This window comes from Micromonospora sp. 4G55 (genome assembly GCF_016803375.1).
In genome coordinates, this window is the sequence record NZ_JAEVHN010000009.1 from 19,734 (window position 1) to 39,960 (window position 20,227).

The following is a 20,227-nucleotide window of genomic DNA, read 5'->3' on the forward strand; positions in this document are numbered from 1 at the left end:
GGAAGCCTCTTATGATCGTCTTGACAGCGGACTCCGCGAGCGAGTTGTTCACCGCCGCCTGCCAGGCAGTACTGCTCAACGGCCGTATCGCCTGCCCGCGCGACATGATGACCACCGAGGTCGTCGGCGCGCACCTGTGCCTGACCAACCCTCGGCGCCGGCTGGTCTCCGTGCCACCCGTACGCGTCATCAACCCGGCATTCGCCGTCGCCGAGGCGCTGTGGATCCTTTCCGGCTCGGACGACCCGTGGATCTTCGACTTCAACGACAACCTGCGCCGCTACGCGGACGACGGAATCCTGCAGGGCGCGTACGGGCCACGAATCCGCCGGTGGGGTGGCAGCCTCGACCAGCTCGAAGCGGTCATCCGGAAACTGACGGCCGACCGAGACTCCCGACAAGCCGTCGTCCAGATCTACGACCCGGCACGCGACCACCGCGGCTACCGGGACGTGCCGTGCACTCTCGGATACCGGTTCCTGATCCGGCAGGGCCGGCTCGAGATGCACACCAGCATGCGCAGCCAGGATCTCTGGCTCGGCTTCCCGTACGACATCTTCGCGACGACGCTCCTGCAGGAGCTGATGGCCGGCTGGCTCGGTGTCGAGGTCGGCGAGTACCACCACCACGTCGACTCGCTGCACCTCTACGCCGATCATGCTCCGGCTGCCGCCGAGTGTCTCCACCACGAACCGACCGTCACCGAGATGGATCCGATCGGCGTGGACTGGCCCAGCCTGGATGTTGTCCTCGCGCAGGTCATCTCCGGTGACGGCGACCTGCCTGACGGCACCCTGTGGGACACGTTCGGGCAAGTGCTGACCAGCTACCGGACATGGAAGCTCGGCGAGCGGGACCTGGCTAGCAAGGTCGCCCACGACACCCCAGGGCCGCTCGGCGCTGCTCTCATCGCCTGGTACCAGCACCTCACCCGACCGGCCCTCGTATCGCCGGAGCTGGCATGACCGCGGATGTGGTGCTTGGGCTGTGCGCGTACACGCATGACTCGGCGGCGGCGCTGCTGGTCGACGGCCACCTGATCGGCTTCGTCGAGGAGGAACGGCTCGACGGGGTCAAGCACAGCAAGGCCTACCCGGCACACGGTGTCGCCTGGCTGCTCGACGAGGCCGGCCTGACGCCGTCGGACGTGACCACGGTCGCGTACAACTTCGACGGGCGCCGCTACCTACGCGCGCTGGGTCAACTGCCGACCCATCTGCGACAGGCTGCCAGCCGCGCCCGAGCCGTACCACGGGCCCGCAGCTTCACCACGGTCCACCGCCGCTACCAAGCCCGGATGCGAGACCTGGCCGAGCGTTTCCCACGCGCACACCTCCAGCCAGTGCCGCACCATCGCGCGCATGCCCTGTACGCCTTCGCCGCCGCCGGTGTAGACGACGCGGCGGTCCTGATCGTCGACAGCCTCGGCGAGTTGCAGACCACCACCACCTGGCACGCCCGTCAACGCAACTCGCGGCTCAGCCTCGACCTGGCACACGCGATCGACGACCCGGCCTCCCTTGGCTACGCCTACGGTGCCGTCACCGAACACCTCGGCTGGCGCCGCGGTGACGAGGAAGGCACGTGATGGCGCTGGCCGCCCTCGGCGACCCCGCCCGGTTCCGAGAGCTGATGTCCCGGGCGATCCGGCTCACCGCCGACGGGTTCACCCTCGACCCGGCGCTGATCGCCCTTCGGGTGCTCGCCAGCAGGTACGGCCGGGTCACACCCGCGTTCACCGCCGCGACCTGCCCGCCCCGCCTGCCGACTGCACCGGTGGAGCCCGTGCATGCCAACCTGGCCGCTGCGCTGCAGGACCGCACCGAGCAGGTGATGCTGCAGCTCGCCGCGCGGGCCCGCCGGCTGACCGGCTCGGGGCTGCTCTGCCTGGGTGGTGGAGTTGCGATGAACTGCGTCAGCGCCGGCCTCATCGCCCAGGCCGGCATCGTGGACGAGGTGCATGTACCGCCCGCCCCCGGCGATTCGGGCACCGCGATTGGCGCCGCCGCCCACGCCTGGCTCGACGTGACCGGCCGTCCACCCACCGGCCTCCGCCATCACTGCTACCTCGGCCCGACCTATCCCGACCTGGCACTACCGGCAGCACCGCGCGCCGGACTGCAGGCGAGCCGACCCGCCGATCCTGTCCGTCATCTGGCCCGGAAGTTGGCCGACGGGGCGATCGTGGGGTTGTTCACCGGCGCCCTGGAGGCTGGCCCACGGGCGCTGGGGCACCGGTCGATCCTCGCCTCTCCCCTGGAGGCCGGTGTGGTCGAGCGGCTCAACGCCACCGTCAAGTTCCGCGAACCGTTCCGGCCTTTCGCACCTGTCGTCCTCGCCGACAGGGGCACCGACTATTTCCGGCTGCGCCAATCGTCGCCGTACATGTCCCTCGCGGCGCCGGTGACCGAGCTGACCCGCGACAAGCTACCCGCGATCGTGCACGTCAACGGCACCGCCCGAGTCCAGACCGTCACGCGCGAGCAACACCCCTTCCTCGCCGACGTTCTCACCCGCTTCGGCGAGCTCACCGGCCACCCCGTGCTGATCAACACCTCGCTGAACATCAAAGGCAAGCCGATCTGCGGCACACCAGAGATGGCGCTGGACTGCCTGACCGAATCCGGCCTGGACGGGCTGCTCATCGAAGGCTGGTGGGTGACCAAGTGAGAATTGGCTACAGCTTCTGGGGATTCCTCGGCCCCGGCATCACCGACACCCCGGACGGAGGCCGCAGCCATCGCCGGACCTTGGTCGACGGGCTACGTGCGGCCGGCCACGACATCGTTTTCCTCCAACCCAACCGGGACTTGTGCGAGGCCGGCGACGACCTCACCGGCCACTACCGCTGGGATGTCGGCCTGCCCGACATCGACGTGCTGTTCCTCGAATGGCGCTGGCCCATTCCCGGTCGTAACACCACCATCTGTGGCCGGCCCGGCCACACCTGCGACCTGCACCGACAGGTCGAACTGCTTGACCATTACACCCACCAGGTCGGCACCCCGACGCTCCTGTGGGACAAGGACCGCCAGCTGCCCGCAACGGACCCCCTCCGCCGTGCCCGCAACATCACGGTCTGTGAGCCCGCTCTGCGCCCGACTCCGGGCGCAGTACCGCTGCTTTTCCCGGTCGCCGACACGGCCATCGACGCCGCTAACCCGGCTGCGCTGGCGGCCCTGCCCCGCCGCACCCCGCTCGTCTACGTCGGCAACCAGTACGACCGCGACCACGCGTTCAATACCTACTTCGCGCCGGCCGCCGCCCAACTGCCCCACCTGATCGCCGGCAAGTGGGCCGACACCAGACGCTGGCCGGATCTGAACTTCATCGGCCGCGTTCCGTTCCCAAGGGTGTCCGCGATCTACGCCGACGCGCTCGCCACCGTGCTACTGCTGCCTACCCGGTACGCCGAAGCAGGACAGATGACCCAACGGATCTTCGAGGCCGTCCTCGCCGGCTGCGTGCCTCTGCTGCCCGGTGACGTCCGCGGCGCCGACGCCCTTGTTCCCACGTCGCTGATCGTCCGCGACGCCACGGACGTGCGGCACCGCATCGGCTGGCTCAGCGAGATCGCCGGCACCGGTGACCACGCCAGCCTGATCGCGGGGTGCCTACGGCACCTCGACCCGTTCCGACTCTCGACCCAGCTCGAGGTGCTCACCTACCTGCTACATCACCCGGAGTCGGTGCTGTCATGACCCACCGTGTCACCACCGGACGAGCGCACCACACCTCTACCCTGGAGAACCATGGACAGGATCGCCATCATCGGCTGCGGCGGCAGCGGCAAGTCCACCGTCGCGCGCCAGCTGGCCCGGATCCTCGACGCGCCACTGACTCACCTCGACGCGACCTACTACGACGAGCACTGGAAGCCGCTACCGCAGGACGAGTTCGCCGCCCAGCAGGAAAAACTCGTCGCTGGCGAACGATGGATCATCGAAGGCAACTATGCCGGCACCCTGCCGATCCGGCTCGCCGCCGCCGACACCGTGATCTTCCTCGACCTACCGGCCCGGACCTGCCTATGGGGCATCGCCCAGCGCCGCTGGCGCTACCGGGGCGGGCAACACCAGCAGGACGGCGTCTACGACCGCATCAACTGGAACTTCGTCCGCTACATCCTCGGCTACCGGCGCAACATGCGCCCGCGAGTCCAGAACCTCGTCCGAGAACACGGACCACACGTCCGCTTGATCACCCTCACCAGCCGCCACCAGGCCACCCAACTGATCAACCGCGTCCACGACGAGCACCAGCCCGAGACCTGACCGCAGCGGAACGGGAGGCGCCGAATGTCGGCCAACCCGTTCCTTGACCCCATGCTGGTCCACGGCGACCTCTACCGGGGCAACGGCCGGCTTGCCGACCGCACCCACGCGCTGCATCGCGCCAAGATCAGCGGAAGCGACGTCGCCGACACGATCACCGACCTACTCGCCACCCGGGTCCCACCCGGGGCGGCCGTGCTCGACATCGGTTGCGGGCGCGGCACCACAACCCTGCGCCTGGCCAACCGGCTCCGTCCCCGGCAGCTCGTTGCCGTGGACGCCTCGACCGCACTGCTTGACACCACCCGCGACCGCCTCGGCCACGCCAGCGCGCGAGGCTCCATGATCTGCGCCGACTTCCACCACCTACCCCTGCCCGACAAAGTGGCTGACGCCGCAGTCGCCGCCTTCTGCCTGTACCACTCGCCGACGCCGGCCGGGGCCATCGCCGAGATCGCCCGCTGCCTACGCCCCGGCGGTACAGCCGTCCTGGTCACCAAGTCGCTGGACAGCTACGCCGAACTCGACCATCTGGTCCACGCCGCAGGCCTCGACCCGCACGCCACCAGCCGACCGAGCCTCTACGAGAGCTTCCACAGCGGCAACCTGCACACCATCGCCGCCACCAACCTGACCGTCCTCGACGTCCAGCACGAGGAACACGTTTTCCACTTCGCGGACGCCACGCACCTCGCCCGCTACCTCACCACCACACCCAAATACCGGATCACCCTGACCGGCGGGATCCCCGCCCTCGCAGCGGCCCTGCAGCAGCGGCTGGCCCCATCGCCCTACACGACCCGATCCACCGTCAGCTACGCCGTGGCCGTGCGGCCATGAGTGGCGGCCCCTTCGTCAAGCGGTACGACGACCCGGAACGCTGCGCCGCCGCTGCCGCCCACCACGCCTGGCTGGCCGGCCTGAGCTCCGGAGTACGCCTGCCCGCGCTCGTCGCGCGGGGTACCCGGCATCTGATCTTCGAGCGGCTGTCGGGGCACGCACCGGACGTCGAAGATCTTCCGCGGGCCGCTGCAGCACTCGGCCGGCTTCACGCTGCCGCACACCGAGATGAACTTCGGACCGCCCGTCTCGATCAACCCCACATCACCTCGACCGGGCTCGTGATCCCCGACTTCGCCAGCCCGCGTCAGGCGGCGCTACACCACGCCGCTGCCGCGGCGGGCATCCACGGGTCGATCATCAACGCCGTACTCGACAGGGCCGGGGAGTCCGTGACGTTCTACAAGGACCCGAACATTCGGAACTACCTTGCGAACGGCAATGAGGTCGCCGTCGTCGACTTCGACGACCTGACGCTCGCCCCCTTCGGCTATGACCTAGCCGGCCTCCTGGTCACCGCATCCATGACCTACGGCCACCTCGCCGACCGATCGATCACTCGCTGTCTCCGCGCCTACCGCCTCGCTGTCGCGCCCCAGATCTGCAGCCTGGCCGACCTGAAACGGTACGCCGAGCTGCACCACCTGCTGACTCTGCGATATCTCGGCCGCAACGGCTACCGGCACCCCTGGCCCACTGTCCGACCCTGGCCGGACCCGTTCCTCACCGAACCGACCTGAGAAGGAACCCCCGAATGGCCCCGACAACCGAACTCGTCATCGCCCGCCACGGCGAAGCCGCCTGCAACGTCGCCGGAATCGTCGGCGGCGAACAGGGCTGCACCGGCCTCACCGACCTCGGCCGGAACCAGGCGGAGCAACTCGCCTCCCGCCTGGCCGCCGAACACGCCCAACAGCCCTATGCCACCCTCTACGCCACACCCCGACTCCGCGTCACCCAGACCGCCGAGATCATCACTCGGGCCCTGCACCTGCCCGCCACCATCGACCCGGACCTCCGCGGCCCTGACCATGGCGAAGCCGACGGCCGACCCTGGGTCGACATCAAGACTTGCTTCCAGGGGCCGCCTCAGCACAGCCCGGACCGCCAGTACGCTTCCGGCTCCGACACGTGGAACGAATACCTCGACCGGGCCTCAACAGCGCTCGGAAGGATCCTCGCCCATCACGAGGGTGAACGAATCCTGATCGCCGCCCACGGCGAAACCGCTGAAGCGGCCCACACCCTGCTCCTCGGCCTCCCCCGGAACGCCTGTCTGCGGCTCGGCTTCGTCACCGACCACGCCTCCATCGCCCGGTGGCAGCGACCGACCAACCGCTTCGGCCGCACCATCTGGCAACTCGTCAGCCACAACGACACCCGACACCTCCGCCCCCACCATGACTGACCTCAACGTTCACCTTGCCCTCTGCCAACGCCTCCTTGAGACCGACGCCAAGCCCGTGACCTCACACCCCGGGTACGCCGGCACTCGCGTGCTCCGTGCCTCGACGGCCGCTCATGGGGACGTCATTGTCAAAATCCATCGCAGCGCGGAACGCCATAATCAGGAAGTCCACGCTTACCGGACCTGGGTTCCCGCCCTCGGAGACAGGGCACCCCGACTGCTCGCGACGACTGACGAACCACCGGCCGTCGTCATCACCGCGATAGCGGGAGTTCCGCTCAGCGAGCGGCGGCTCAACCCCACGGCCGAGAAGAACGCCTACGGGCAGGCAGGACAACTACTCAAGACACTGCACGCCGCTGGACCGCCCCGCCTCGAACCAGACTGGACGGCCTGGCTCGCCGACCGAGCCGAGTACTGGATCCACCATGCCGGAGAGCGCATCACGACCAGCTACCGAGCTGAGGTACGCGCCCAGATGCGAGCCCTACAGGACCTCGCTCCCCTGCCAGCCGTGCCGTGCCACCTCGACTTCATGCCTCGCAACATGCTCTACGGCGACGACGGCATCGTCAGGCTGATCGACTTCGAGCACAGCCGATACGACCTTGCGCCCCGCGACCTCGTACGCCTCGCCACCCGCATCTGGCCCCTCCGCCCAGACCTACGCGAAAGCTTCCTCAACACCTACGGCCCACTCACCGCCGCAAACGAGAATGTGATACAGCACTGCGCCCACCTTGACGTCCTGACCAAAGAAATCAGGCTGAGGTCTCCCTCACCCAAGTGCTCCCAGGATCAACCGACTTCGGCCCGTTGGGACATCTCAATGCAGGATCCGGCCAACCATAAATTCACTATCGAGGCTGGATAAGCTCTCGCCAAGCTTAGGCTGTCTCCCTCATGGGCTGCCCATCGTGCAGGGAAGGGGATGTCGGGCCTTCCTGCCTCGGCAGGTTGGCCACCTTCTTCATGCGGGGCTCGCGCCCGAAGAAGGCGCGGTACTTCTCCACGGTGCCGATCTCCTTGACGATCCGCTTAACCCATGCCGGAGTATAGGCGTAACTCTTGAACGCCTCGTTGTAGACGCAGTACCGGGCGTCGGTTTCACATGGATCGGGAGCCCCGGCAGCAGGCCGCACCCCGAGCCGCCTCCACATCTCAATATGCTCGCGCTGAACGTTAAACTCGAAGGGCAACTGGCTTTCAACAAGACAAGCAACGCGACTGGGAAGCAGCTTGTCCTTGTCCGCCACCTCGACTTGTCGATTCTTGATGATGACTGTTCCTTGGCGGCCAGCCTCCAACATAACCTTGCGTTCATCCTCGCTCAGGTCATCGAGCTTGACGAAATCGATCGCCAGATCGGCATCAGTCTTCGAACCGACAACCGGCACCAACCGAACCCGGTAGTCGTACTTCGAGTCGTCCAGCACAGCCGGGTCAATGGCCGCTTCAAACCTCGCGACCAGATCGCGGGTACCCTTCGGCAGCTTCGCGGCGGCCGCTCGGAGCTGTTCACGTCCCTCAGCGGTCAGGGACTGGAGCGAGACGGGGAAGCGGAGCCGATCGGCGAGGCTGAAGGCGCTTCCAAAGTGGCTCACCATTTCATGCTCGTAGTTCATGACAAGCGCCTGTGCTTTGCCGCCTGTCGCGATTTTCGCGTTGTGCTCGTATCGATGCTCCACTTTGTTGCGGAGCGCTACGAACAGCTCCGCGTTCAACCTGACCGGGTCGCTGCTGTTGGGGTAGCGCCGCTTCAAGCAAAATTCAAGATCCCACGCCTTCGGCTCTCCGTCGATCAACTTATACTGGCCGGTCTGGGCGTCCTTGTAGTGATAGTCGATCTTGGCCTTGTGGAACTCGGCATGGAGCAGGTAATGCCAGGCCTTGTGCATGTGAGTGAGGAAGTCGCAGTAGTTGCCGCTTGAGCAGTTCCACTCGTCCACTGCCTTTAGGGCGTGTCGCTGCGACTCGGTCAGGATGTGGCGCCAACGTGCGTAAGCCATTTCGCATGTCCTTCATGTCCAGCAAGAAGGATCACACTTAGAGGCCCCTCAAGACAAGCGGAAACCTTACGGCTGGTCACGTACGGCGCAGCCGGTGATGTAAGCACGGGGGTGTCGCGGTGGTACCGGCTGACGACCCCGCAGTCGCTCGCCGCCGTCGGTACGACCGTAACGCCCCCGCCTCACTCGACGACCAGGTGCGGATTCAGCCCGGCCTGGGGCCGGCGGGTGCACAACGCCAGCGCCACCCGATGCCCATTGAAGTCCGCGAGCACCGCGCCTGGCCCCTACAGCCTGAGCCGTCCAACGGCTCCCGAGCACCCACCGAGCGACCACCCACCACCCATGTACACGAAAAAGGCCCCGACCCGGTGTGAACCACCAGGTCAGGGCCTTGATCGTTGGTGCGCCGCCAGGGACTCGAACCCCGAACCCGCGGATTAAGAGTCCGTCAGGCGCCGGAGACAGCATCACGGTGGCCGGATCGTCGGTCCCGCACGATGGCGCCGGTGACGACGATCGGGCGCCCGCCGTGGTCGTCAGCCGGGCCGCCCGATCGGTGGTACGCCTCAGCCGCCGAGGCTCGCGGCGGCCGAGGCGATGGACGCCGAGAAGTAGCTCACCTGGGTGTAGACGCCGGGGTAGTTGGGCCGGGCGCAGCCGTTGCCCCAGCTGACGATGCCGACCTGGATCCACGCGTTGCTGGCGTCGCGGCGGAACATCGGGCCGCCCGAGTCGCCCTGGCAGGTGTCCGTGCCGCCGCTGGCGTACCCGGCGCAGATCTCCTCGGCGGTGATGATCTGGCCGCCGTAGTTGGCGTTGCAGGTGGAGTCGCTGACGAACGGCACGGTCGCCTTGAGCAGGTACCGCTGCTGGGAGCCGCCCTCTCGGGCCGCGCCCCAGCCGGCGATGGTGAACGTACCGTTGTCGTAGGCGGTCGTCGTGGCGATCGGCAGGGTGCTCAGCCCGGTGACCGGGGTGGCCAGCCGGATCAGCGCCCAGTCCTTGCCGTTGCCGTTGTAGCCGGGCGCCCGGTAGACGTAGTTCGACCGGACGGTGATCCGGCTGGACGACTGCAGGTCGACCACCCCGAGCGTCGCGGTGATGCTGGTGTTGGTGCCCGTGCCGCCCACGCAGTGCGCGGCCGTGAGCACCAGTCGCGGGCTGTACAGGGCCCCGCCGCAGCCCATCGAGAGTCGCACCATGAACGGGAACTCCCCCTGGGCGGCGCGGGTGCCGCCGACGACGTACGGGGTCGGCGTGGGTTCGGCCGCGGCGGCGGGCGCGGCGAGGGTGAGGCTGCCCGCGGTCACCGCGGCCAACGCGGCGGCCAGCAGGCCGGTGAGGGTGCGCCAACGAAGCATGGGATCCTCCGCATCAGGACCGGCACGCCTCGTCAGCGCACCTGATTCACCAATGCGGACATCGTATTGAGATCGATCGATTTACTAGCCCTATCCGCTGGGTCATACCCCGGCGATATGGACGCCACGGCCCAGCGGGGTCAGCCCTGGCCGGGCTCGCCGGTCTGCTCCCACATCGACTTCATCTCGTCGAACGCCTGCTCCATGATCCGCACCATGGCCTCCCGGGCCCGTTCGCCGTCGCGTCGCTGGATCGCCTGGGCGACGTCGGCGTGCAGTTGCAGCGCCTGCTCGTCCGGGTAGTGCGGCATCAGGTGGTAGTGGTGCCGGCCGGTGAGCACCTCGGCGACCAGTTCCTGGAGTTTCACGAACATCTCGTTGCCGGAGGCGACCAGCACCCGCCGGTGGAACTCGATGTCCAGGCTGAGGAAGCGCTCCTCGTCGCCGGCCTTCCCGGCCGCCCACATCTTGGCGGCGAGCCCGACCAGGTCGCTCGCCTCGTCGTGGTCGACGCGGCCGGCGGCCAGCCAGGCGGCGTGTGGCTCGACGGCGGTCCGCAGTTCGGTGATCGAGCGCATCTGCGCCATGCGGCCGCCGAGGCGAGTCGCCAGCGGATCACCTGCGGATCGAAGACGTTCCACGCCTCGGCCGGTCGGATCATGACCCCGACCGGCGCCGGGTCTCGACGAATCCCATGGACGCGAGCACCCGCAGGACCTCGCGGATCACCGAGCGGGACACGCCGTACCGCTCGACGAGGTCGTCGATGTTGAGCACGGATCCGGCGGCCACCAAGCCGCCGCAGATGTCGGTGCCGAGGTGGTCGAGAACGCGGGCGTGCAGCCCGGCCTCGGCAGGGGCGTGCGGGACGGGTGCGACCCCTGGGGAGGACTGATCCACGGCTCGGAGCATATCAGTTAGAGATCACCCCTTGAATAAGTCAGCTTTTTCGGCCTAGCATCCGGTCGTTAAGCGGACGTTACAACGATGTGGCGCTCCTCCCCCGGGCGGCGGCCACCACACAGAAGGAGAGATGGACGTGCGGCGTCGATCGATAATCGGAACTTCTCTGGCCGTGGTTGCCGCCATGGGCCTCAGCGCGTGCGGCGGTGGCGGTGAGGACAGCGGCGCCACCAAGACGGTCCGGGTGACCCTGGCCAACCACGTGTGGACGGAGAACATCAAGAAGGCCCTGCCCGAGTTCGAGAAGCAGACCGGGCTCAAGGTCGAGCTCACCCAGCTCGGCGAGGACCAGCTCTCCGACCAGTACAACGTCAAGCTGAACGCCGGCTCCGGCGACATCGACGTGATGATGTACCGCCCCCTGCAGGAGGGGAAGCTGTTCGCCAAGAACAAGTACCTCGCCGACCTGTCCGACGAGGTCAAGTCCAACAAGGACTGGGACTTCAGCGACTTCCAGGCCGGACCGGTGCAGGCCACCTCGTACGAGGGCAAGCCGGTCGGAGTGCCGATCATCACCGAGCAGGAGGTCCTGTACTACCGCAAGGACCTGCTGGCCAAGGCCGGGCTGACCGCCCCGCCGAAGACGCTCGACGAGCTCAAGGCGGCGGCCGCGAAGATCAAGGCGGCCGATCCTAGCGTCGCCGGCTTCGTCGCCCGTACCGGCAAGTCGCCGGCGGTCACCCAGTTCTCCAGCTTCCTCTACAGCTTCGGCGGTGACTTCGTCGACAGCAGCGGCAAGGCCACGGTCAACACCGAGCAGGCCAAGCAGGCGTACGCGTACTACGGCGGGCTGATCAAGGACCAGGGCCCGGCGAACGTCAGCACCGACATGAGCTGGCCGGAGGCGATGGCCATCTTCACCCAGGGCAAGGCCGCCTTCTACACCGAGGCCAACTCGCTCTACAAGAACGCCACCGACCCGACCAAGTCGAAGGTCGCCGACACCGTCGGCTTCGCCCCGTTCCCGGCCGGCCCGGCCGGTTCGAAGCCCTACAACATCCCCTCCTGGGCGCTGGGCGTCAACGACGGCTCGAAGAACCAGAGCAACGCCTGGAAGTTCGTCGAGTGGGCGACCGGCAAGGAGCAGACGCTCGCGCAGCAGAAGGCCGGCGTGCCGAGCGCGCGTACCTCGGTCTGGGCCAACCCGGAGGGCACCGCGTCCTACCCGAAGGACCTCGTCGAGGCCATCGCGGCCAGCACCAAGGACGGCGTCGGTCACGACCGCCCGCTGGTCAACAAGGTCGCCCAGGCCCGGGAGATCGTCGGCCAGCCGATCGTCGACGCCATCGCCGGCAAGGACGCGGCGGCCGCGGCCGAGACCGCCAACACCGCGTTCCAGAAGTTCCTGGACGACGAGGCCAAGTAAGCCGAGCGCGGGGGTGGCGGCGCCGTCCGGCTCCGCCACCCCACTCCCCCGCCCGGCCCGCGCACCCCGGAGATCCCATGGCAACAGTCACCGCCCCCACCAGACCCCACGACGCCTCCGCCACACCCGACACGCCCGGCTGGGCCCGCTGGGCCAACGACCATCGCAAGTGGCTCTTCGCGGCGCCCGCCATGGTGTTCGTCGCCGCGCTGATCATCTTCCCGCTGGCCTGGACCGGCTATCTGAGCCTGACCGACGCCGAGGGTTCGGTGCGGGCCGAGTCGGAGTTCGTGGGCTTCCAGAACTACGTCGAGGTGCTCTCGGACACCGACCGGTTCTGGCCCGCCGTCGGGCGTACCGCCGCGTTCACCATCGTCGCGCTGCTGTTCGAGGTCGTCCTCGGCATGGCCGTCGCGCTGCTGCTGTGGCGGCCGTTCCGCGGCCAGAAGTGGGTCCGGGTCGCCATCTTGATGCCGCTGGTCGCCACCCCGGTCGCGGTCGGCATGATGTGGCGGCTCATCTTCGACCCGAACATCGGTCTGGCCAACCAGGCGCTCGGCTGGATCGGCATCGGACCCCAGCCGTGGCTCGCCGGGCAGCACTCGGCGCTGCCCACGACGATCTTCATCGACGTGTGGCAGTGGACGCCGATGGTCGTGCTGATCCTGCTCGCCGGCCTGACCTCGCTCTCCGACGAGCCCCAGGAGGCGGCGCGCATCGACGGCGCCAGCAGCTGGCAGCGGTTCCGGCACGTCACCCTGCCGCTGGTGATGCCCACCGTGATCGTCGCGATCCTGCTGCGCGGCATCGACGCGCTGAAGACCTTCGACATCCTCTACGCCACCAAGGGCCGCGGCGGCGGCTCGTTCCACGAGGTCGAGACGCTCAACGTGTACGCCTACGGCCTGAGCTTCGACTACAACGAGTACGGCATCTCATCGACGGTCCTCATCATCTTCTTCCTGATCATCATCGGGTCGATGTGGGCCCTGACGTCCCGCAGGAAGGAGGCGCAGCGATGAAGGCCCGCTCCGCCTACCGGATCTTCCGCTTCGTGGCGCTCACCGTCGTGGTGATCGCGCTGCTCGCACCGCTGTGCTGGATGATCGCCGCGTCGTTCAAGACCAACGTCGACATCTACGACACGGGCAAGGCGGTCGTCTTCTCGCCCACCATGGACAACTACGCCAACGTCCTGCAGCAGGCGAACTACGTCCAGTTCATCGGCAACAGCCTCTGGGTGGCCTTCGCGGCCACCGCGCTCTCCCTGCTGCTCGGCGTGCCGGCGGCCTACTCGATGAGCCGCTTCAACATGCGCAAGTCGGCGCTGGTGGTGCTCATGGCACGGGTCATCCCCGGCGTCTCGCTGCTGGTGCCCTGGTACTACGTCTTCTCCAACCTGCAGATGGTCGGCGGGTTCGGCGTGCTCATCCTGAGCCACATGTTCGTGTCGCTGCCGCTGGTGGTCTACATCATGATGGGCTACTTCGACGGCCTCCCCCTCGAACTCGAGGAGGCGGCGCTCGTGGACGGGCTGACCCACATCGGCGCGTTCCGCCGGATCACGCTGCCGCTCTCGGTGCCGGGCGTGGCCACCGCCGGCATCCTGTCCTTCATCTTCTCCTGGAACAACTTCATGTTCGCCCTGGTGCTCTCCGGCGCCGACACCAAGACCCTGCCCGTCGCGATCTTCGACTTCGTCGGCTACGCCAGCATCGACTGGGGCGGCCTGATGGCGGCGGCCACCGTCGTCACCCTGCCGATCATGCTGATCGCCCTGTTCGTGCAGAAGTACGTCGTCTCCGGGCTCACCGCCGGCGCGACGAAGGGCTGAGGACACCATGACGACAATCGCCCGCATCGAGACGTTCCTCGTCGCCCCCCGCTGGCTCTTCGTCCGCGTCGAAACCGAATCCGGCATCGTCGGCTGGGGCGAGGCGACCTGCGAGGGACGCTCCGAAACCGTCCGGACCGCCGTCGCGCAGCTCGGCGAACTCCTCATCGGCCGCGACGCGCTCCGGATCGAGGACCACTGGCAGGTCATGACCAAGGGCTCCTTCTACCGGGGCGGCCCGATCCTGGCCAGCGCCGTCGCCGGCCTCGACCAGGCGCTCTGGGACATCGCCGGCAAACGGTACGGGGCGCCGGTGCACCAACTGCTCGGCGGCCCCGTCCGCGACCGGATCCGCGTCTACGGATGGGTCGGCGGCGACGAGCCGAACGAGGTCCGCGACCACATCGCCGCGCAGGTGGCGGCGGGCCTGACCGCCGTCAAGATGAACGCCTCCGGGCGGATGAGCCCGATCGCGTCGGTCGCCGAACTGGACGGGGTGGTCCAGCGGGTGGCCGCCGCCCGCGAGGTGCTCGGCGACGAGCGCGACGTCGCCGTCGACTTCCACGGCCGGTTCACCCTCGCCAACGCCCGCCGGGTCGCACCGCTGCTGGAGCCGTACCGGCCGCTGTTCCTCGAGGAGCCGGTCGTGCCGGAGAACTCCCACCTCATCGGCGACTTCGTCCGGTCCACCACCACCCCAGTGTCGACCGGCGAGCGGCTCTACAGCCGGCAGGAGTTCCTGCCCGTCCTCCAGGCCGGCATCGCGGTCGCCCAACCGGACCTCTCGCACGCCGGCGGCATCACCGAGGTACGCAAGATCGCCGCGCTCGCCGAGGTCTACGACGTGCAGCTCGCCCCGCACTGCCCGCTCGGGCCGATCGCCCTGGCGGCCTGCCTGCAGGTCGGCTTCGCCACGCCCAACTTCCTGATCCAGGAACAGAGCATCGGCATCCACTACAACCTCGGCGCCGAGGTGCTCGACTACTGCCTGGACAAGACGCCGCTGACCTTCGTCGACGGGCACGTCGAGCGGCTCACCGCGCCGGGGCTGGGCATCGAGATCGACGAGCAGGCGGTACGCGCCGCCGACAAACGCGGCCACGCCTGGCGCAGCCCGATGTGGCGGCACCGCGACGGCTCCTACGCGGAATGGTGACCATGACCCTCGACCTGACCACCGAACTCGCCGCGGCCCGCGTCCTGGCGGTCATCCGCGGCACCGACACCGCCGCCGCGATCGCCACCGGCATCGCGCTGCTGGAAGAGGGCGTACGCGTCCTCGAGGTGGCCCTCACGACGCCGGACGCGCCGCACGCCATCGAGGCCATCCGCTCGGCCGCGCCCGCCGGAGCGCTGGTCGGCGCGGGGACGGTGCTGACCGTCGCCGACGTCGCCGACGTGATCGCCGCCGGCGCGCAGTTCATCGTCACCCCGGCCGTCGTCGAGTCCATCCCCGAGGCGGTGCGCCGCGGACTCCCGGTCGCCGCCGGGGCGCTCACCCCGACCGAGGCGTACACGGCCGTGCGGATGGGGGCGTCCGCCGTGAAACTCTTCACGGCCTCCGTCGGCGGCCCGGCGTACCTGAAGGCGCTGCGCGACCCGTTCCCCGACATTCCCTTCGTCGCGGTCGGCGGGGTGGGCCTGGCCGAGATGCCCGCCTATCTGAGCGCCGGGGCGATCGCCGTCGGCGTCGGCGGCCCGCTGGTCAGGGACGCCGCCTCCGGCGGTGACCTCGACGGGCTGCGCCACCGGGCGCGGGCCTACCTGGCGGCGGCTGCCCGCCCGCCGGCCTCATGACCGCGGTCGACCTGATCACCTTCGGCGAGGCGCTGGTGTCGCTGCGGGCGCCCGGCCCGCTGGCGGCCGGGGGCGCGCTGACCATGCACCTGGCCGGGGCGGAGTCCAACGTCGCGATCGGTCTGGCCCGGCTCGGGCACCGGGTCGCCTGGGTGGGCCGGGTCAGCGACGACGAGCTGGGCGAGTACGCGCTGCGGCAGTTGCGCGCCGAGGGTGTCGGCGTGGACGACGTGACCAGGGATCGCGACCGGCCCGCCGGTCTGCTGTTCCTGGAACGGCGCACCGCCGACCTGACCCGGGTGCGCTACCACCGGGCGGGATCGGCCGGATCGGCCCTGCGCGTGGCGGACCTGCGCAAGCCGATCGGCGACGGCGCCCGGGTGCTGCACCTGACCGGGATCACCCCGGCACTGTCCGACAGCGCCCGCGAGGCCACCCGGTGGGCGGCCGAGACCGGCTCCCGCTCCGGGATGCTCGTCAGCCTCGACGTCAACCACCGCAGCCGGCTCTGGACGCGGGAAGCCGCCCGCGCCGTGCTGGCCCCGCTGGCCGCCCACGCGTCGGTCGTCATCGCCTCCGCCGACGAACTGGACCTCGTCGGCGAACCGGGGTCGGACGAGTCCACGGTGGTGGCGGGCCTGCTGGCGCGCGGCGTGCAGACCGTACTGGTCAAGCTGGGCGCCGACGGCGCCCGGGCGTACACCCGCGACGGCGTACGGCAGGTCGCGGCGGTGCGCGTGACCGCGGTGGACACCGTCGGCGCGGGCGACGCGTTCACCGCCGGCTACCTCTCTGGACACCTCGACGGACTCGACCTGGCCGCCGCCTGCGCCGCGCGGTGACCCTCGGCGCCTTCGCCGTCGCCGCTCACGGCGACTGGGAGGGACTGCCCCGCCGCGACGAACTGTCCCTCCTCGACGGCCACGAGACCGGAAACACCCTTCGCTGAGCACCACCTGAGAAAGGCACCCCCGTGAAGATTGTCGCAGCGGACGTCATCGTCACCAGCCCCGACCGCAACTTCGTCACCCTGAAAATCACCACAGACGACGGGCTCACCGGCCTGGGCGACGGCACCCTCAACGGGCGGGAACTGGCGGTCGCCTCGTACCTGGCCGACCACGTCGTCCCGCTGCTGATCGGGCGGGACCCGCACCGCATCGAGGACACCTGGCAGTTCCTGTACCGCTCGGCGTACTGGCGGCGCGGACCGGTGACCATGGCGGCGATCGCGGCCGTCGACGTCGCGCTCTGGGACATCAAGGCGAAGGCCGCCGGCATGCCCCTCTACCAGTTGCTCGGCGGCGCGTCGCGGACCGGCGTCATGGCGTACGGGCACGCCTCCGGCCGGGACCTCCCCGAGCTGTTCGACTCGATCCGCAACCACCTCGAGCTCGGCTACCGGTCGATCCGGGTGCAGACCTCCGTGCCGGGGATCAACGCCGTCTACGGGGTCGCCGCGCAGCCCAGCCCCGACGGCAAGCGGTACGACTACGAACCGGCGCAGCGCACCCCGCTGCCGGCCGAGGAGGACTGGGACACCCGGTCCTACCTGCGCCACCTCCCCGGCGTCTTCGAGGCGGTACGCAACGAGTTCGGCCCCGAACTGCCGCTGCTGCACGACGGCCATCACCGGATGACCCCGATCCAGGCCGCCCGGCTCGGCAAGGACCTCGAACCGTACGACCTGTTCTGGCTGGAGGACTGCACCCCGGCGGAGAACCAGGAGGCGCTGCGGCTGGTCCGCCAGCACACCGTCACGCCGCTGGCCATCGGCGAGGTCTTCAACACGGTCTGGGACTACCAGACGCTCATCCGGGAACAGCTCATCGACTACGTGCGGTCCGCCGTCACCCACACCGGGGGCATCACGGCCATGCGCAAGCTCCTCGACTTCGCCGCGCAGTACCAGATCAAGTCCGGTATCCACGGCCCGACGGACATCTCACCGGTCGGCATGGCGGCCGCGCTCCACCTCGACCTCGCCATCCACAACTTCGGCATCCAGGAGTACATGCAGCACGGGCCCCTGACCAACGAGGTGTTCCGGCAGTCGTTCACCTTCGCCGACGGCTACCTCCACCCCGGGGAGCAGCCGGGTCTCGGCGTGGAACTCGACGAGCAGGCCGCCGCGCGGTTCCCGTACACGCCGGCCTACCTGCCGTTCAACCGGCTCAAGGACGGCACCGTCCATGACTGGTGACGGGCGCCCCGCCCACGGCGACCCGCGGCCGACCCGGCACGTCGTCGTGATGGGCGTGTCCGGTGCCGGCAAGACAACCGTGGCCAGGGGAATCAGCGAGCTGACCGGGCTGACGTTCGCCGAGGCGGACGAGTTCCACTCCGAGGCCAACGTGGCGCGGATGCGCTCCGGCGTACCGCTGGACGACGCGGCCCGCTGGCCCTGGCTGCGCGACCTCGCCACGTGGATGGCCGCCCGGCACGCCGAAGGCGTGTCGACGGTGCTGGCCTGCTCCGCGCTGAAGCGGTCCTACCGGGACCTGCTGCGGCAGGGGCCGCCGGACCTGGACTTCGTCCACCTGGACGGGCCGGCGCAGGTGATCCGGGACCGGATGTCCCGGCGCGCCGGGCACTACATGCCGGCAAGTCTGCTGGACTCCCAGACGGCGATCCTGGAGCCGCTGCGCCCGGACGAGTCCGGCGTGGTCCTCGACGTCTCGCTGCCTCCGGACGAGCTCGTCACGGCGGCGGTCGCCCGGCTCGGCCTCGCCAGTACCGGAGCACCTGCCCCGCAGCTCGGGTAGGTCGGTCCGGAGACCGCACACGATCAAGGCCGTTACCCGCGTCTGCGCGGGTAACGGCCTTGATCGTGAAGTGCGCCGGGGACGGCTACCCGGACGCGCCCACCGCGGCGGGCAGGACGAGGACGTCGTCCAGGTTGGCGTACATCACCCGGTGGCCGAACTGGATCTGCACGTACTTGTTCTCGCCGCGGACCACTGTCCGGTCGCCCGGCGCCGAGCCGTCGAAGGAGACGGCGCGGTAGTACTCGCCCGGCAGGACCCCACCGAGGGCGTACCGCTGCCCGGCGGAGAAGGTGTACTGCAACGGCGAGATCGCCTGGTACGGGATGGTGGACGGGTAGGCGGTCTTCTCCGGGTAGGCCCGCCCGTACACCGGGATGGTGGCCTTGCCCGGCTTGGGAGTCACCACGAAGCCCTCCGCCCACTCGGCCGTGGGTGCCGAGGCCGGGTTGTAGAACCACGCCTTCTGGCCGAGGTACCAGATGGCGGTCCAGTCGCCCTGGACGCCGGCGAGGGCGTAGGTCTGGCCGACCGAGGCGCGAGCGCCGTGGTCGGAGACGTACATGGTGTCCGGCGTGCCGTTCGGTCGCAGTCCCCGGTCGTTGACCAGCGGCGCGTCGAGGCTGGGGGCGGTACGCAGGATGACCGAGGACGAGCCGCGCAGCGGGCACGGCACGGCCGGCGGCACCGGCTTCGGCACACCCGGCGGCTGCTGGTTGCAGCCGATGAAGGCCGGCTGGTTGGTGGCGAAGTCCGGGTCGATGGTGACCAGGCCGGTGTGCGGGGTGCCGGTCGAGTGGAACGGCGCCTTCATCAGCTCGAAGTAGTGCGACCAGTCCCAGTACGGGCCCGGGTCCCAGTGCATCCCGGCAACCGTCCCGGCGGTGGTGCCGGGGACGTTGTCGTGGCCGAGGATGTGCTGGCGGTCCAGCGGGATCTGGAACCGCAGCGCCAGGTGCCGGACCAGCTTCGCCGAGGTCCGGTACATCGCCTCGGTGTACCAGGTGCCGTGGCCGGCGAAGCCCTCGTGCTCGATGCCGATGGACTTGGCGTTGACGTACCAGTTGCCCGCGTGCCAGCCCACGTTCTCGGCTTGATGTGCTGGGCGACGTACCCGTCCACCGAGCGCAGCGTGTAGTGCCAGCCAGGTAGGTCTTCGTCTGGACCAGCTTCACGCTCGGGCCGAAGTAGCCCTCGGTGTCGTGGATGACGATGTACTCGATCTTCTGCTGGGCCGGCCGGTCACCGAGGTCGTGGTTGCCGTAGTCGCCCGGGTTCGGGCCGTACTTCTCGTAGGGGGCGGGGATCCACTCACAGGCGAGGCGGACCGGACACTCCAGGCCGTCCGGCCGCTCGGCGCGGCGCAGCCCGAGCCGGTGCAGCCCGGACTCGTCCGGCGTCACCGTGCGGGCGGTGAGGGTCACCCGGTGGCCGTCGTCGGTCATCCGGCTGGCGCCGAGGCCGAGCTGGTCGTACACCTCGGCGGCGAAGGCCGCCGCCGCGTCCTCGGTGTCCGCGCCGGAGTACCGGGCCACCGCGCCGTACCAGGCGGCCGGGTCGCTGCCGGCACCGTCGGGCCCGCCGAGCTCCTGCTGGTACGTCGCCAG

23 protein-coding genes are annotated in these 20,227 nt (G+C 69.2%); 18 read left to right on the forward strand and 5 right to left on the reverse strand.

Annotation, left to right across the window (positions count from 1 at the left end; genetic code table 11):
* Positions 1-11 precede the first annotated feature (11 nt).
* The 9 genes from JNW89_RS01915 to JNW89_RS01955 are packed head-to-tail and all read left to right on the forward strand — an operon-like array spanning position 12 to position 7,396.
* Positions 12-965, forward strand: coding sequence for a thymidylate synthase (locus JNW89_RS01915; RefSeq protein WP_238447392.1), 954 nt, complete (start codon positions 12-14; stop codon positions 963-965).
* Positions 962-1,588 carry a carbamoyltransferase N-terminal domain-containing protein gene (locus JNW89_RS01920; RefSeq protein ID WP_238447393.1) on the forward strand — a complete coding sequence of 209 codons (627 nt, stop codon included), beginning with the start codon at positions 962-964 and terminating at the stop codon, positions 1,586-1,588. The genes JNW89_RS01915 and JNW89_RS01920 overlap by 4 nt, the downstream gene beginning before the upstream one ends.
* Positions 1,588-2,670 carry a carbamoyltransferase C-terminal domain-containing protein gene (locus JNW89_RS01925; protein ID WP_238447394.1) on the forward strand — a complete coding sequence of 361 codons (1,083 nt, stop codon included), beginning with the start codon at positions 1,588-1,590 and terminating at the stop codon, positions 2,668-2,670. Before JNW89_RS01920 ends, JNW89_RS01925 begins: the two co-directional genes overlap by 1 nt.
* On the forward strand, positions 2,655-3,701 hold the full coding sequence (locus JNW89_RS01930; protein WP_238447395.1) for a hypothetical protein: 1,047 nt from the start codon (positions 2,655-2,657) through the stop codon (positions 3,699-3,701). Before JNW89_RS01925 ends, JNW89_RS01930 begins: the two co-directional genes overlap by 16 nt.
* 51 nt (positions 3,702-3,752) lie before the next feature.
* On the forward strand, positions 3,753-4,274 hold the full coding sequence (locus JNW89_RS01935; protein ID WP_238447396.1) for a topology modulation protein: 522 nt from the start codon (positions 3,753-3,755) through the stop codon (positions 4,272-4,274).
* A 51-nt stretch (positions 4,275-4,325) separates the two neighbouring features.
* Entirely contained in the window at positions 4,326-5,114 is a 789-nt protein-coding gene (locus JNW89_RS01940; RefSeq protein ID WP_238447397.1) for a class I SAM-dependent methyltransferase, read from the forward strand.
* Positions 5,111-5,854, forward strand: coding sequence for a phosphotransferase (locus JNW89_RS01945; protein ID WP_238447398.1), 744 nt, complete (start codon positions 5,111-5,113; stop codon positions 5,852-5,854). The genes JNW89_RS01940 and JNW89_RS01945 overlap by 4 nt, the downstream gene beginning before the upstream one ends.
* Positions 5,855-5,868: 14 nt before the next feature.
* Entirely contained in the window at positions 5,869-6,522 is a 654-nt protein-coding gene (locus JNW89_RS01950; protein ID WP_238447399.1) for a histidine phosphatase family protein, read from the forward strand.
* Positions 6,515-7,396, forward strand: a complete 882-nt coding sequence (locus tag JNW89_RS01955; protein ID WP_238447400.1) for a phosphotransferase enzyme family protein — start codon at positions 6,515-6,517, stop codon at positions 7,394-7,396. Before JNW89_RS01950 ends, JNW89_RS01955 begins: the two co-directional genes overlap by 8 nt.
* 13 nt (positions 7,397-7,409) lie before the next feature.
* Here the strand turns inward: JNW89_RS01955 and JNW89_RS01960 are convergent, their stop codons facing one another.
* The 4 genes from JNW89_RS01960 to JNW89_RS01975 all read right to left on the reverse strand — a co-directional run bounded on the left by JNW89_RS01960 (position 7,410) and on the right by JNW89_RS01975 (position 10,795).
* On the reverse strand, positions 7,410-8,531 hold the full coding sequence (locus JNW89_RS01960; protein WP_306344787.1) for a DUF3644 domain-containing protein: 1,122 nt from the start codon (positions 8,529-8,531) through the stop codon (positions 7,410-7,412).
* A 569-nt stretch (positions 8,532-9,100) separates the two neighbouring features.
* A complete protein-coding gene (locus JNW89_RS01965) occupies positions 9,101-9,895 on the reverse strand; it encodes a trypsin-like serine protease (RefSeq protein WP_238447402.1) in 795 nt (264 codons plus the stop codon).
* A gap of 140 nt (positions 9,896-10,035) precedes the next feature.
* Positions 10,036-10,473: a FadR/GntR family transcriptional regulator gene (locus tag JNW89_RS01970; RefSeq protein ID WP_238447403.1), complete on the reverse strand. Its 438-nt coding sequence runs from the start codon at positions 10,471-10,473 to the stop codon at positions 10,036-10,038.
* A gap of 79 nt (positions 10,474-10,552) precedes the next feature.
* On the reverse strand, positions 10,553-10,795 hold the full coding sequence (locus tag JNW89_RS01975; RefSeq protein ID WP_238447404.1) for a FadR/GntR family transcriptional regulator: 243 nt from the start codon (positions 10,793-10,795) through the stop codon (positions 10,553-10,555).
* 187 nt (positions 10,796-10,982) lie between these two features.
* Here JNW89_RS01975 and JNW89_RS01980 point away from each other — a divergent pair, with 187 nt between their 5' ends.
* From JNW89_RS01980 to JNW89_RS02015, 8 genes are all read left to right on the forward strand, one after another.
* Positions 10,983-12,224 carry a sugar ABC transporter substrate-binding protein gene (locus JNW89_RS01980; protein WP_238447405.1) on the forward strand — a complete coding sequence of 414 codons (1,242 nt, stop codon included), beginning with the start codon at positions 10,983-10,985 and terminating at the stop codon, positions 12,222-12,224.
* Between the two features lie 77 nt (positions 12,225-12,301).
* On the forward strand, positions 12,302-13,246 hold the full coding sequence (locus JNW89_RS01985; protein ID WP_238447406.1) for a carbohydrate ABC transporter permease: 945 nt from the start codon (positions 12,302-12,304) through the stop codon (positions 13,244-13,246).
* Positions 13,243-14,058 (forward strand): carbohydrate ABC transporter permease, encoded by an 816-nt coding sequence (locus JNW89_RS01990; protein WP_238447407.1) that lies wholly within the window; start codon positions 13,243-13,245, stop codon positions 14,056-14,058. Before JNW89_RS01985 ends, JNW89_RS01990 begins: the two co-directional genes overlap by 4 nt.
* A 7-nt stretch (positions 14,059-14,065) precedes the next feature.
* Positions 14,066-15,214 (forward strand): galactonate dehydratase, encoded by a 1,149-nt coding sequence (gene dgoD / locus JNW89_RS01995; protein ID WP_238447408.1) that lies wholly within the window; start codon positions 14,066-14,068, stop codon positions 15,212-15,214.
* A gap of 2 nt (positions 15,215-15,216) precedes the next feature.
* Positions 15,217-15,855, forward strand: a complete 639-nt coding sequence (locus JNW89_RS02000) for a bifunctional 4-hydroxy-2-oxoglutarate aldolase/2-dehydro-3-deoxy-phosphogluconate aldolase (protein WP_238447409.1) — start codon at positions 15,217-15,219, stop codon at positions 15,853-15,855.
* Entirely contained in the window at positions 15,852-16,697 is an 846-nt protein-coding gene (locus JNW89_RS02005; protein ID WP_238447410.1) for a sugar kinase, read from the forward strand. Before JNW89_RS02000 ends, JNW89_RS02005 begins: the two co-directional genes overlap by 4 nt.
* A 131-nt stretch (positions 16,698-16,828) precedes the next feature.
* Positions 16,829-18,058: a D-mannonate dehydratase ManD gene (manD, locus tag JNW89_RS02010; RefSeq protein ID WP_238447411.1), complete on the forward strand. Its 1,230-nt coding sequence runs from the start codon at positions 16,829-16,831 to the stop codon at positions 18,056-18,058.
* On the forward strand, positions 18,048-18,620 hold the full coding sequence (locus JNW89_RS02015) for a gluconokinase (protein WP_238447412.1): 573 nt from the start codon (positions 18,048-18,050) through the stop codon (positions 18,618-18,620). Before manD ends, JNW89_RS02015 begins: the two co-directional genes overlap by 11 nt.
* An 85-nt stretch (positions 18,621-18,705) precedes the next feature.
* Here the strand turns inward: JNW89_RS02015 and JNW89_RS02020 are convergent, their stop codons facing one another.
* On the reverse strand, positions 18,706-19,704 hold the full coding sequence (locus JNW89_RS02020) for an N-acetylmuramoyl-L-alanine amidase (protein WP_238447413.1): 999 nt from the start codon (positions 19,702-19,704) through the stop codon (positions 18,706-18,708).
* 329 nt (positions 19,705-20,033) lie between these two features.
* Between JNW89_RS02020 and JNW89_RS02025 the strand changes: the two genes are divergently transcribed.
* The coding region (locus tag JNW89_RS02025; protein WP_238447414.1) for a hypothetical protein at positions 20,034-20,227 on the forward strand (194 nt) is incomplete at its 3' end.